Annotated in this window: 12 protein-coding genes; 5 read left to right on the top strand and 7 right to left on the bottom strand. The window is 72.1% G+C overall.

Going from position 1 to position 12135, the window contains the following annotated elements:
• Window positions 1-140: 140 nt before the first annotated feature.
• Complete coding sequence (locus tag L1885_RS14430; protein ID WP_235797496.1) at window positions 141-1562, bottom strand: DUF6421 family protein; 1422 nt, start codon at window positions 1560-1562, stop codon at window positions 141-143.
• A gap of 291 nt (window positions 1563-1853) precedes the next feature.
• Between L1885_RS14430 and L1885_RS14435 the strand changes: the two genes are divergently transcribed.
• A complete protein-coding gene (locus tag L1885_RS14435) occupies window positions 1854-2504 on the top strand; it encodes a glycerophosphodiester phosphodiesterase (RefSeq protein ID WP_235797507.1) in 651 nt (216 codons plus the stop codon).
• Between the two features lie 70 nt (window positions 2505-2574).
• On the opposite strand, the gene L1885_RS14440 is transcribed toward L1885_RS14435, so the two are convergent.
• The 6 genes from L1885_RS14440 to L1885_RS14465 all read right to left on the bottom strand — a co-directional run bounded on the left by L1885_RS14440 (window position 2575) and on the right by L1885_RS14465 (window position 8759).
• Window positions 2575-3189 carry a GNAT family N-acetyltransferase gene (locus L1885_RS14440; protein WP_235797497.1) on the bottom strand — a complete coding sequence of 205 codons (615 nt, stop codon included), beginning with the start codon at window positions 3187-3189 and terminating at the stop codon, window positions 2575-2577.
• 82 nt (window positions 3190-3271) lie between these two features.
• Entirely contained in the window at window positions 3272-4402 is a 1131-nt protein-coding gene (locus tag L1885_RS14445) for a glycoside hydrolase family 99 protein (RefSeq protein ID WP_235797498.1), read from the bottom strand.
• Window positions 4403-4628: 226 nt separating this feature from the next.
• A complete protein-coding gene (locus L1885_RS14450; RefSeq protein WP_235797499.1) occupies window positions 4629-5471 on the bottom strand; it encodes an NAD-dependent epimerase/dehydratase family protein in 843 nt (280 codons plus the stop codon).
• On the bottom strand, window positions 5471-6361 hold the full coding sequence (locus L1885_RS14455) for a carbohydrate ABC transporter permease (protein ID WP_235797500.1): 891 nt from the start codon (window positions 6359-6361) through the stop codon (window positions 5471-5473). Before L1885_RS14455 ends, L1885_RS14450 begins: the two co-directional genes overlap by 1 nt.
• Window positions 6358-7359, bottom strand: coding sequence for a carbohydrate ABC transporter permease (locus L1885_RS14460; protein ID WP_235797501.1), 1002 nt, complete (start codon window positions 7357-7359; stop codon window positions 6358-6360). The genes L1885_RS14455 and L1885_RS14460 overlap by 4 nt, the downstream gene beginning before the upstream one ends.
• A complete protein-coding gene (locus L1885_RS14465) occupies window positions 7356-8759 on the bottom strand; it encodes an ABC transporter substrate-binding protein (protein WP_235797502.1) in 1404 nt (467 codons plus the stop codon). Before L1885_RS14465 ends, L1885_RS14460 begins: the two co-directional genes overlap by 4 nt.
• 179 nt (window positions 8760-8938) lie before the next feature.
• Here L1885_RS14465 and L1885_RS29195 point away from each other — a divergent pair, with 179 nt between their 5' ends.
• From L1885_RS29195 to L1885_RS14485, 4 genes are all read left to right on the top strand, one after another.
• The gene (locus tag L1885_RS29195; RefSeq protein WP_235797503.1) at window positions 8939-9724 is read left to right on the top strand and encodes an IclR family transcriptional regulator; all 786 of its coding nucleotides are present in this window, start codon (window positions 8939-8941) and stop codon (window positions 9722-9724) included.
• A 148-nt stretch (window positions 9725-9872) separates the two neighbouring features.
• On the top strand, window positions 9873-11168 hold the full coding sequence (locus L1885_RS14475) for an enolase C-terminal domain-like protein (RefSeq protein WP_235797504.1): 1296 nt from the start codon (window positions 9873-9875) through the stop codon (window positions 11166-11168).
• Window positions 11165-11824, top strand: coding sequence for a ThuA domain-containing protein (locus tag L1885_RS14480; RefSeq protein WP_235797505.1), 660 nt, complete (start codon window positions 11165-11167; stop codon window positions 11822-11824). Before L1885_RS14475 ends, L1885_RS14480 begins: the two co-directional genes overlap by 4 nt.
• On the top strand, window positions 11809-12135 hold a 327-nt coding region (locus L1885_RS14485), incomplete at its 3' end, for a Gfo/Idh/MocA family oxidoreductase (protein ID WP_235797506.1). The genes L1885_RS14480 and L1885_RS14485, both read left to right, overlap by 16 nt.

Consider the following 12135-nt stretch of genomic DNA (forward strand, 5'->3'; position numbering starts at 1 on the left):
TCGGTGACGGGCCCCGGATCGGGCAGGGGGTCGGCACGGGGCCGGAGCGGTTGCGGTTCGCGGGCGCTGGGCGGTTCGGCAGTGGCAGGCGTTCCGGGGGTGGCAGGTGTGGCCGGCCCGGCCGCCGCGGCCGGTCCCGCTCACGCGGCGGCGCGGACGCCCGCGCCGGCCTCCGGCTGCTCCGGTGTGCGCGCCGTGATGCCCCGGGTGGACGCCACGACGTTCTTCAGCTTCTTGGCGAGGGCCTCGTAGAACATGCTGAGCGGGAACTCGTCGGGCAGCACGTCGTCGACGAGCTTGCGCGGCGGCTGGGTGAGGTCGAGGGCGTCGGGGCCCTTGTTCCAGCGCGAGCCGGGGTGCGGGGCGAGGTACGTGGAGACCAGGTCGTACGCCGCGAACCAGTGGACCAGCTTGGGCCGGTCGATGCCCGAGCGGTACAGGTCCTCGATCTCGGTGCAGAGCATCTTGGTGACCTCGGGGGCGCGGTCCCAGTCGATGCGCAGGGTGTTGTCGGTCCACCGCACGACGTCGTGCTTGTGCAGGTAGGCGAAGAGGAGCTGGCCGCCGAGGCCGTCGTAGTTCTTGACGCGCGAGCCCGTGACCGGGAAGCGGAAGAGGCGGTCGAAGAGCACGGCGATCTGCACGTCGCGGCCCTGCGGGAGGCCCTCGGCCTCCAGGGCGACGGCCTCGCGGAACGCGTTGAGGTCGCAGCGCAGCTCCTCGAGACCGTACATCCAGAACGGCTGGCGCTGCTTGATCATGAACGGGTCGAACGGCAGGTCGCCGTGGCTGTGCGTGCGGTCGTGGATCATGTCCCACAGCACGAACGCCTGCATGCAGCGCTCCTGGTCGCCGAGCATGTCCCGGACGTCCTCGGGCAGTTCGATGCCGAGCAGGTCGACGGCCGCGGTGGACACCCGGCGGAAGCGGGCCGCCTCGCGGTCGCAGAAGATGCCGCCCCAGCTGAAACGATCCGGCACCTCGCGCACGGCGATGGTCTCCGGGAAGAAGACCGCGGAGTTCGTGTCGTACCCCGAGGTGAAGCCCTCGAAGGTGATGCCGCAGAACAGCGGGTTGTCGTAGCGGGTGCGCTCGAGCTCGGCCAGCCAGTCGGGCCAGACCATGCGCAGGACGACGGCCTCGAGGTTGCGGTCGGGGTTGCCGTTCTGCGTGTACATCGGGAAGACGGCGAGGTGCTGCAGGCCGTCGGCCCGGTGCGCCGCGGGCTGGAAGGCCAGCAGCGAGTCGAGGAAGTCCGGCACGCCGAAGGCGCCGTCCGACCACTTGCGCAGGTCACCGACGAGCGCCCGGTGGTAGGCGGCGTCGTGCGGCAGCAGCGGGGAGAGCTGCTCGACGGCGGCCACGACGCGCTCCAGCGCGGCCTCGGCGCTCTCGCGGGTGGGGGCGCCCTCGGCGTCGAAGTCGACGGAACCGTCCTTCGACTGCCAGGGCCTGATCTCCTCGACGGCGTCCTTGAGGGCGGGCCACGCCGGGTGGTCGACCACCCTCGGCGCGCCGGATGTGGCTGTGGGGTCGCTGCCCTGCACAAGAATTTCCGTCATGACATCTCCTCCACCGAAGAACCTGCGTAAAGACAGCGTATAAGTGATCGGTTCTCCGCCACAAGGCCGGACTCGTAAATCGTGCTGCCGCACCCCCCTCCCCGCCGTGGATTTTGTTGCCTGATAGGGGGGAAGGGCTTACATCCGGAGCCACGCGGGCGGCGCGACCCCTCCGTACGGCGTATGCCCGTTAGGCTGCCGAGCACGCGGCCCGGGGCCGAGCCGGGCGCGGCCGCCGTCGACGGAAGCGAGAGAGCCTTGACGATCCGCACCATTGGCCACCGGGGCGTGATGGGCGTCGAGCCCGAGAACACCCTGCGGTCGTTCCGGCACGCCGAGCGGGCGGGGATGGACGCGATCGAGCTGGACCTGCACCTGAGCAAGGACGGGGCGCTGGTCGTCATGCACGACACGGCCGTCGACCGCACGACGGACGGCAGCGGGTCGATCGCCGAACTGACCCTGGCCGAGCTGAAGGGCCTGGACGCGGGGGACGGCGAGCGTGTCCCCGTCTTCGAGGAGGTGCTGGACGCCGTGTCCGCGCCGCTGCAGGCGGAGATCAAGGACGCGGCCGCGGCGCGCGCGCTGGCCGCCGTCATCCACGAGCGGTCGCTGGTGGAACGGGTGGAGGTGTCGTCCTTCCACGACGAGGCGGTCGCCGAGATCGCTCGGCTGGTGCCCGGAGTACGCACGGTGCTGATCGCGAGCCGCTGGGGCGGGGACGTGGTCGACCGGGCGAAGGCCGTCGGCGCGCACTCGCTGGCGCTCAACCTCCGCCGCATGACGCTGGAGGTCGTGGAGCGGACGCGCGCCGAGGGCATCGGCGTGCTCGGCTGGGTCGTCAACACGGAGGAGCACCTGCGGCTGGCGCGGGCGTTCCGGCTGGACGGGGTCACCACGGACCGCCCCGAGATCCGCGAGGCGACCCGCGCGGGCGCCTGACGGACGCCGGGCCGCCCCCGGGGGCCGCAGTTCCCCGGGCGCGGAGCCCGGCGCGCCCGGGGCGGCCCGCTCAGGCGCTCTGGGGAGCCCCCGCTTCCCGCTCCGGCGCGCCGAGCGCGTCCGGCGCCCCGTCCGTCGCCCCGCCCGTGAGCGGCTTGACGAGGAGTTCGAAGCGGAGGTCGTCGCGGCGGGGCACACCGAAGCGCTCGTCGCCGTACGGGAACGGTGTCATCACGCCCGTGCGCCGGTAGCCGCGCCGCTCGTACCAGGCGATCAGCTCCTCCCTTACGGAGATGACCGTCATCTGCATCTCGCGGGCGCCGAGTTCGTCCCGCGCGATCCGCTCCACCTCGGCGATGACGCGGCGGCCGAGGCCCTCGCCCTGGGCACCGGGGCGCACGGCGAACATGCCGAAGTAGGCGGCGGCCTCGCCCCGGTCCTCCAGCTGGCAGCAGGCGACGATCGCGCCGTCGCGCTCGACGACGATCAGGCGGCTGTCCGGCGCCTCGACCACCTGGAGCACGCCCTCGGGGTCGGTGCGCTGCCCGTCGAGGATGTCCGCCTCCGTCGTCCAGCCGCCGCGGCTGCTCTCGCCGCGGTAGGCCGATTCGACCAGGGCGACGAGGGCGTCCACGTCGGCCGGGGTGGCCTCGCGGTAGATGAGCCGGCCGGGCTGAGCGTCCATGCGGAGGGGTCCTTCCTGAGGCGGGTACGGCGGGACGTCCGAGCGTAACGCGGACGCCCCGCCGGGCGGCCGCCGCAGGCCGCTACGCCCCGCGGCGGGCCACGTACCGCTGCACCCAGTACTGGGTGCGGTCGAGGTAGGCGGCGGACGCGTCGGAGCCGCTCCTGCCGTACGCCCCGTCGTAGGTCTGGTACGTGACGGGGCTGGTCGGCGGGGTCGCGGTCGCGGGTTCGATCTGGCTGCCCTCGTGCCATTCGTTGAACGAGGTGATGCTCACCCATGCGGGCGCGGCGCCGCCGTCCCCGCTGGTGATCGCGTGCTGCCACACCGCGTCGTACGTGCTGCCGTTCGCGCGCTCGACGGTGGGCGTGGTGTTGCCCGGCACGGCGCGGTCGTCGATGTAGCCGGGCCCGAACGACGGCGACCACACGAGTCCGTTGGCGCGGCAGTACCGGTCGACGCCGCTCCAGTCCGGCAGGGTCGACGCGGCGATGCCGTCGTAGGTGTACATCCCGCCGAAGTGCGCGGCCTTGGAGGTGTCGGTGGTCTGGGTCAGGACGACGGCCTGGCTCTTGACGGCCTCGATGGGCGACCAGTCGGTGATGCGCAGGCTCTCGAAGACGTAGAAGGCGTTGCGGTTGCCGTGCGCGGCGTCCCGGAAGTACGCCGGGTGGCTGCCGTACCTGCTCACCAGGTACCGGACGTCGGCGACGACCGAGTCCGCGCTCCGACCGGTGTACGGCTCGATGTGGAAGGCGACCTTGAGACCCTGCGCGTTCGCCTGGTCGAGCAGGAGCGGGACCCGCTGGTCCTCGTAACTGCCCTGGCCCCACCAGCTGGTGACGAGGACGCCGGTCCCGGCCTGGCGCAGCCACCGCATGTGCTGGGAGACGGCCGAGCCGTCTCCGGAGTCGTACGCGCCGAGGGTCGGGTAGAAGTTGGACGATATGCCGTTCGGCGGGGTGAGGTTGCCCTGCGGCCAGTGCCGGTAGGAGCCGAAGACCTTCGGCGAGCCGTACCACGGGTAGTAGAAGATGTGGACGTTCGTGCTGAGGGTGGCCGCCGCGGCGGCGGGCGCCGGGGCCGTGCGGGGAGCCGCGGGGACGGCGGCGCCGGCCGGGGAGCCGAGCGCGGCGGACGCGGCGACGGCCGCCGAGCCGGCGAGGAAGGCTCTGCGGCCGGCGCTCGGGCCGCGGGAGTGGGTCGGGGACATGGTGTGTCTCCTTCGGGTGTGGTGACTTCAGTGGGGTGAAGCAGCACTGCGGTGCACGCCGCCCGCGCGCCGGCGCGGAGCCGGCTGGAGCAGGTGGAGCAGGTGGAACGGGTGGAACGGGCGGAACGGCTCCAACGGGCGGAGCCGGCGGAACGGGTGGTGCCGTGGCGTGGCCCGGGCGGCACGCACCGGCCGCGCCGTACGTGGGGTGGAGCGGTACGCGGTCCTACGGTGCGCGCCACCGGCGCGAGGGCACGAAGCCGAGCAGCGCGGCGCAGGTGCTTACGTCGAACAGTCCCGTGTGACCGGGCAGTTCGGCGAACACGGGCACGCCGGGGTGGTGGCGTGCCATCAGCTCCGCGGTCGGCACCGGCGAGGCGGTGTCCGTCGCGGCGACGTTGACGACGTGGCAACCGTGCACGTCCGCGGTCAGGGCCCGGCGCACGGCCTCGGCCGCGTCCCTGGTGTCGAGCCAGCCCCACAGCTCGCCGGGGTTGCGCCCGCCGGGATCGTCCGCGACGGCGGCGAGGTGCCGCTCCAGGCGCTCGCCGGCTCCGACGAACGGGAAGCGCAGGCAGACGATGTCGGTGCCGTGGCGGCGGTGGGTGGCCCGGGCGATGTCCTCCAGGACGGCCTTCGACAGGCCGTAGGGGTCCTGGACGACGAGCGGGTGCTCCTCGTCGACGGGCACGTAGCGCGGCGACTGCGGGGTGGGCGCCCATGCCAGGCCCAGCGCCGAGAGGCTCGACGCGGCGACGACCCGGCGCACGCCGGTGCGTCCCGCCTCGTCCAGCACCCGGTGCGCGGTCAGGCAGTTGGCGGCGAACAGGGCGCTCCCGTCGGGCAGGTTGGGGTGCGGGATCGCACCCAGGTGCACGACCGCCTGCGCGCCCTCCATCGCCTCGGTGACGAGCTTCGCGTCCTGGAGGTCCCCGGTGTGCACACGCTCGAGGCGGTCGTCCTCCAGGGGGACGCGGTCGGTGGCGACCACGTCGTGCCCGGCGGCCAGGAGTTCGTCGAGCACGTACCGGCCGATGTGGCCCGCGGCACCGGTGACCAGCACCCGCATCAGCCCTTCACCGCCCCGACCAGTCCGTTCACGAAGTACCGCTGGAGGCACAGGAAGAGGACGATCACCGGAATCACCACGATCAGCGCACCCGCCATCAGGTTGTTGTAGTGCGGCACATTCTCCGACGACAGTGTCTGCAGTCCGAGCGGCAGGGTGAAGGTGGACTTGTCCGACAGCGAGACGCGCGTCAGCAGGAACTCGTTCCAGGTGGGGATCGCGGTCAGCAGCGCAACGGTGACCAACGCGGGCCGCGCGAGAGGGAGATGGACCCGGGTGAAGATCCGCAGCTCGCCCGCGCCGTCCACCCGCGCCGAGTCCCGCAGCTCCTGCGGAACCGCCCGGAAGGCGCCCGTCATCAGGAGGATGGACAGCGGGGCCCCGCCGTTGACGAACGGCAGCAGGAGGCCGAGATGGGTCCCGAGGATGCCCATCTTGTTCTCCAGCATCACGATGGGCAGCATCACGGTGATGCCGGGCACGAAGAGCAGCGACACGAACAGCTTCTGGAAGAAGCCCCGCAGCGGGAAGCGCAGCACGGCGAAGGCGTACCCGGCGGCCGCGTAGATCACCACGGTGAGCACGACGGTGTAGAGCGTCACCAGCACGCTGTTGAGGAAGAAGTCGAAGAAGTGCAGCTTGTTCCAGGTGTCGACGAGCGTGTCGAGCGTCGGGTGCTGGGGGATGAGGTGGCCGCCCCGGGTGACCTCCACGTTGTCCTTGAAGGCCGCGGAGATCATCCACAGGAACGGGTAGACGCTGACGAGCCCGTAGAGCGTCAGCAGCACACCCACCACGGTCCGGGCGGCGATCGCGCCGCCGCGGGCCCGGCCGGTGCCGCGGAAGCCGCCGGCCTTCGGGGACGCGTTGCCGTGCGTGAGCGTGGTCATGTGCGGCTCCGGAGTGCTCGGAGGTTGATCAGGGCGAGGATCAGGGCGGCGGCGAACAGCAGCCAGCCGAGCGCGCTGGACAGGCCCAGGGTGGGCGCGAGGTCCTTCAGGAACGCGAGCCGGTAGGCCTCCAGGCCGAGCACGTTGGTGTGGTCGCCGGGCCCGCCGTTGGTCATCACGAGGAACGACTGGAAGCCCTGCAGCGACTCGCGCAGGCCCAGCAGCACGATGACCGCGGTGATCGGCCGGACCAGCGGCCACACGACGGCGCTGTTGGTGCGCCACCAGCCGGCGCCGTCCAGCTGCGCCGCCTCCAGGAGGCTGCGGTCGATGCCCTGCAAGCCGGTCAGGTACAGCAGCATGGAGACCGGGACGGCGCCCCAGACGGTCACGACGATCATGGTGGGGAGGGCGGTGGCGGGGTCGCCGAGCCAGCCCTGCGGCTCGCTGAGCGAGCCCAGGCCCACCGTCTTGAGCAGGAAGTTGACAGCGCCGTCCGGCTGGAGGATGTACTGCCAGGCGAACGCGATCGCCACTCCGCTCGTCACGTACGGCACGAAGTAGACGGACCGCAGCAGTCCCTGGAGGCGGCTGGCCCGGTTCAGCAGGACGGCCAGCGGGAACGACACCGCGACGGTGAGCAGGGGCGCGAAGACCATCACCCAGAAGGTGTTGAGCGCGGCGTGGTGCACGCGGGGCGCGTAGACGGGGTCGCGCCACAGCAGGTCGGCGTAGTTGTCGAGGCCGACCCATTCCCAGTGCGGGGTGAAGCCGTTCCAGGTGGCGAACGACAGCGTGAAGCCGTAGCCGACGGTGTAGAGGCCCATGACGCAGAAGAGGACTACGGCGGGCGCGATGAACGCGTAGCCGGTCACCGCCTCGCGCAGTCCCCGCCGCCGGGGGCCGCGGCCGGGCGCCGCCCGCACCCGCCCGGCTCCGGGGGCTCGGGACAGGGGCGCGGGGTCCGCCGCCCCGGCCCCGCGGTGCGCGGTGGTCACTTGTCCGCCGCCTCTGCCTTGGCCCAGGCGGCCTGGTTGATCTGGCGCAGCCGGTCGGCGGTGCCCTGCACGGACTGGCGCCCCAGGGGCGTCATGTCGGACAGTGCGGCCCCCGCGTCGTCCTGCTCGTATCCCGGGGCGCGGAAGTCGACGCCGCCGTTGTTGGGGTCGTACGTGGTCGCCGAGGTGCCCTTGAAGCTCTTCTGGAGGGCGCTGAGGGTCGGGCCGAGGACGCTCGCGGACTCGGCGCCGAGCTGGGCGGCGGGCAGGTCGCTGGAGTCCTTGGCGAAGCGGGCGGCGACCTTGGCGCCGGACAGGAAGCGCATCCACTTCAGCGCGTTGTCGGGCTGCTTGCTCGTGGAGGTCACGCACATGCTGGTGAGCGCGATGGGTCCGAGGCCCATGTCCTTGACCTTGGCGTCGGCGGGCTCGGGCATCGGGAAGGCCATGATGTCGTCGGCCTTCATGCCGTTCTGCTCGAGGAAGGCGAGGGTGAACGTTCCTCCGACGTCGAAGGCGGACTTGCCCTGGGCGAGGGCCTGGTCGCCCTGGTCGATGGTGAGGGTCTGGGTGCCGGGCATCCAGTAGGGCGTCAGCTCGTCGTACCTCTTGAGCACCTTCAGGCCGTTCGGCGAGCCGAAGTCCTTGGACTTGTCCTTGAGGAACAGGCTCATGTAGTCCTGCTTGCCGAGTTCGGCGAACGCCATCGGCTGGAGCACCCAGGTCAGGCCGGTCGCGGCCACCTGCAGGCCGAGGGACAGCCCTCCCGTGCCCGGGTTCCCGCGCGTGGTGGCCTTCAGGTCGGCCATCCACTCCTCCCAGGTGGCGGGCGGCTTCGTGATGCCCGCGGCGGCGAGCTTGCGCTTGTCGGCGTAGACGATCCCGAAGGTGCCCACGGTCAGCGGCACGCTGTAGCGTGCGCCCTTCTTGATGCCGTGGTCCTTGGCCTCGGGGTTCAGCGCGTTCTTGTAGCGGACGTCGGTGACGAGGCCCGAGTCGCGCACGGCGGGCTGGATCCCCTGCAACCAGGCGCCCTTGTACTGGTCCTGGATGTCGCCCACGATGCCGGCCGCGCCGAACACCCGGTCGTCGCCGTCGGAGTGCGTCTCCAGCACGTCGGGCAGGCCGCCCGTCTTCGCGGAGCTCTGCACCTTGGTGGTGAAGGCATCGTCCGGCGTGAACACGTCAACCTTGACGGTGATGCCGGTCTGCTTCTTGAACTCCTCGGCCGCGTTCCGCAGCGCCGCGACGTGCGACTGCTTGAAGGTCCACATCTCCAGGCTCTTCGAGCCTCCCCCGGCGCCGCGGGAGCCGCCGCAGGCGGAGAGGACGGTCAGTGTCAGCGCGGTTGCCCCGGCGACCGCCGCGAGCCGGGCATTCAGCGAAAAGGGTGTGCGCATCGCCCCTACCTCAGGTTCGGCCACCGGAAAACAGCAGTGGCGTTCAGAAGACCGAATGGCGTTGGAGTGACTGAACTTATGGTCGTGGTGATATAGCGTCAAGACGCAGTGGAGAATCGGGCAGAACCTGAGCGCCGGGACCGGCGCCGGTGCGGGGATGCGGAGGGGCCGTGGAATCGGTGGCAGCAGCAGCGCGGGAACGCAGGCCCGAGGAGGTCAAGTCGGCCGCCCGGGTCCTCCAGGTGCTCGAACTCCTCGGCACGGAAGGGGCGCGGCTCTCCCTCGCGGAGATGGCGTCGAGCCTGTCCGTGCCGAAGAGCAGCCTGCACGCGATCCTGCGCACGATGCAGTCGCACCGGTGGGTGGACCTCGACGCGTCGGGCACGCGCTACAGCCTCGGCCTCAAGGCCCTGCTCACCGGGACCGCCTACCTGGAGGGCGACGACGTCACGGGGCTCGCCGGACCCGTGCTCGACGCGCTCGCCGAGGAGACGGGCGAGTCGGTGCACCTGGGCAGACTGGACGGCACGGACGTCGTCTACCTGGCCAAACGCGAGTCGCGGCACGCACTGCGGATGTACTCCGCGGTCGGCCGCCGGCTGCCCGCGCACGCCACGGCGCTCGGCAAGGCCATGCTCTCGCAGTACGACGCGGCCGAGGTGCGCATGCGCCTCGACTGGCCGCTGGAGCGGCTGACCCCGGACACCGTCACCGACCCCGAGCGGCTGCTGGAGCAGCTGGCCGAGGCCAGGCTGCGCGGCTGGGCCATGGACGACGGGGAGAACTCGGTCGACATCCGGTGCGTGGCGGTCGCGCTCGGCCCCGGCCACGGTGCGGACGACGCGATCAGCTGCTCGGCGCCCGGGAGCCGGATGGACGACGCCCGTGCGCGCGAGGTCGCGCAGCTCGTCACCGAGGCCGCGCACTCGCTGCGCACCCTCCTCAAGCGGATCGGCGCCCACTGAGCGCCCGCCGCACGGCGGTCGTCCGGCAGGCGGACGGCGGGCAGACGCGCGCGGCGAGATTCGGTAGTGTCATTGACAAATCAAAACGGCCTTCCGTACGTTCGAGTTGCAGCACATCATCCCCCTACCTGTACGCGTGGGAGTGCGCATGACTCAGCCCGACGCCGGTCCGGAGGTCCTCGCACCCGCTCCCTGGGTCGAGGAGCGGGGCGCCAGGACCCGCATCACGGCCGTACGGACGTTCCTGACGGCCCCGCACGGCTGCCCCCACCTCGTCGTCCGCGTCGAGACCAACGATCCGGGCCTGTACGGCCTCGGGTGCGCGAGCGACCCCCAGCGCACGCTCGCGGTGCGCTCGGTCCTCGACGACTACCTCGCCCCGATGCTCGTGGGACGCGATCCCGACGACATCGAGGACATCCACCGCCTCCTGCTCAACAGCGCCTACTGGCGAGGCGGTTCGATCACCGGCAACGCGCTCGGCGGCGTCGACGTCGCGCTGTGGGACCTCAAGGCCAAGCGGCTCGGAGCCCCGCTGTACGCGCTGTTCGGCGGGCGCGTGCGCGCGTACGCCGAGGCGTACACGCACGTCGACGGCGCGGACGCGGCGGAACTCGCCGACAAGGTGACCGCCGCCGTCGAGCGCGGCTACCGCCATGTGCGCGTCCAGGCCGCCGTCCCCGGCGCCGACACGTACGGCGCGGCGGGCGGCGGGGCGCTCGACCGGGCGGCCGCGCGCAGGCGCGCCGTGCCCTGGGACTCGGCGGCCTACCTGCGGACCGTGCCGCCGGTCCTGACGGAGGTGCGCGAGCGCGTCGGCCCGGACGTGGAGCTGCTGCACGACGTGCACGAGCGGCTCGACCCGCGCCAGGCACGGGAGTTCCTGCGCCGCGTCGAGGACGTCCGCCCGTACTTCGTCGAGGACCTGCTCGCGCCCGAGGACGCGGGCCACTTCGCGGCGATGCGCAAGACCTCCGCCGTGCCCCTCGCGGTCGGTGAACTCTTCCACGACACCGCCCAGTTCCTGCCGCTGCTGGAGGGCTGCGACGGGCCGTCGATCGACTTCGCCCGGGTGCGCGTGCCCACCCTGGGCGGGCTCACCCCGGCCCGCAAGCTCGCCGCGTACTGCGAGCTGCGCGGCGTCCGGCTCGCGCCGCACGGGCCCGCCGACGTGAGCCCGGTGGCCCAGGCCGCCACCCTCGCCATGGACATCAGCTCGCACGCGTTCGGCGTCCAGGAGGCGGCCGTCTTCCGGCCCCCCGTTCACGAGGTGTTCCCCGGTACGGTCGTCGCTACGGCGGGCGGCCTCGTGCCCCACGAGACCCCGGGCCACGGCGTGGACTTCGACGAGGCGGCGGCCGCGAAGTTCCCCGTGCCCGAACCGCTCCAGCACGACCGCTGGGCTCTGCTGCGCAACACCGATGGGAGCGTGCAACGCGCATGACCACCGAATCGAAACGGGCCCTGGTCGTCCGTGGCGGCTGGGAGGGACACGAACCGGTGGTGATCACCGACCTGTTCGTGCCCTTCCTCCGCGACAACGGCTACGAGGTCGAGACCTCCGACACCCTGTCCGTCTACGAGGACGCCGCCCGGCTCGCCGCCACCGACCTCGTCGTGCAGTGCTGGACGATGGGCGAGATCACGAAGGAGCAGTGCGAGGGCCTGGTCGGGGCCGTACGCGCCGGAACCGGCTTCGCCGGCTGGCACGGCGGGATCGTGGACGCCTTCCGCGGCGACGTCGACTACACGCTGCTGACGGGCGGCCAGTTCCTCATGCATCCCTCGGGCTTCTCGGACCACGCGGTCACCCTCGCGGCGGACCGCGCCGCGCATCCCGTCATCGCGGGCCTGTCCGACTTCCGCGTGCACACCGAGAAGTACTGGATGGCCACCGACGGGGACATCGACGTCCTCGCGACCACCGAGTTCGCACCCGACGAGCACCGCACGCACGCCGTGACCATGCCCGCCGTGTGGACCAGGACGGTGCGGGCCGGACGCGTCTTCGTCTCCACCATCGGCCACAAGCCGGACGACTTCGACGTGCCCGAGGTGCGGACCCTCACCGAGAGGGGCCTGCTGTGGGCGAGCCGCTGAGGATCGGCATGGTCGGCGCGGGCAAGATCAGCGGGGCCTACCTCGACACGCTGGAGCGCCTGGACAACGTTGTCCTGACGGCGGTCGCCGACCTGGACCCGGATCGCGCCGCCGCGGCCGCCGCCCGCGTCCCGGGCGCCGCGGTGGCCGGCTCGGTCGCCGCCCTGGTCGCGCGGGACGACGTGGACGCCGTCCTCAATCTGACGATCCCGGCCGTGCACGCGGAGGTCGCGACCGCCGCGCTCGCGGCGGGCAAGCACGTCTACGGGGAGAAGCCGCTCGCCGCCACCCGCGAGGAGGCGGACGCGGTG

This window comes from Streptomyces fuscigenes (genome assembly GCF_021556455.1).
Lineage (GTDB): Bacteria > Actinomycetota > Actinomycetes > Streptomycetales > Streptomycetaceae > Streptomyces > Streptomyces fuscigenes.

Excerpts from the sequence above, each read along its gene's own strand:
- L1885_RS14440 (WP_235797497.1), bottom strand. The coding sequence starts at position 3,189 with ATGGACGCTCAGCCCGGCCGGCTCATCTACCGCGAGGCCACCCCGGCC.
- L1885_RS14455 (WP_235797500.1), bottom strand. The coding sequence starts at position 6,361 with ATGACCACGCTCACGCACGGCAACGCGTCCCCGAAGGCCGGCGGCTTC.
- L1885_RS14465 (WP_235797502.1), bottom strand. The coding sequence starts at position 8,759 with ATGCGCACACCCTTTTCGCTGAATGCCCGGCTCGCGGCGGTCGCCGGG.
- L1885_RS14435 (WP_235797507.1), top strand. The coding sequence starts at position 1,854 with ATGGGCGTCGAGCCCGAGAACACCCTGCGGTCGTTCCGGCACGCCGAG.
- L1885_RS14430 (WP_235797496.1), bottom strand. The coding sequence starts at position 1,562 with ATGACGGAAATTCTTGTGCAGGGCAGCGACCCCACAGCCACATCCGGC.
- L1885_RS14475 (WP_235797504.1), top strand. The coding sequence starts at position 9,873 with ATGACTCAGCCCGACGCCGGTCCGGAGGTCCTCGCACCCGCTCCCTGG.
- L1885_RS14480 (WP_235797505.1), top strand. The coding sequence starts at position 11,165 with ATGACCACCGAATCGAAACGGGCCCTGGTCGTCCGTGGCGGCTGGGAG.
- L1885_RS14445 (WP_235797498.1), bottom strand. The coding sequence starts at position 4,402 with ATGTCCCCGACCCACTCCCGCGGCCCGAGCGCCGGCCGCAGAGCCTTC.
- L1885_RS14450 (WP_235797499.1), bottom strand. The coding sequence starts at position 5,471 with ATGCGGGTGCTGGTCACCGGTGCCGCGGGCCACATCGGCCGGTACGTG.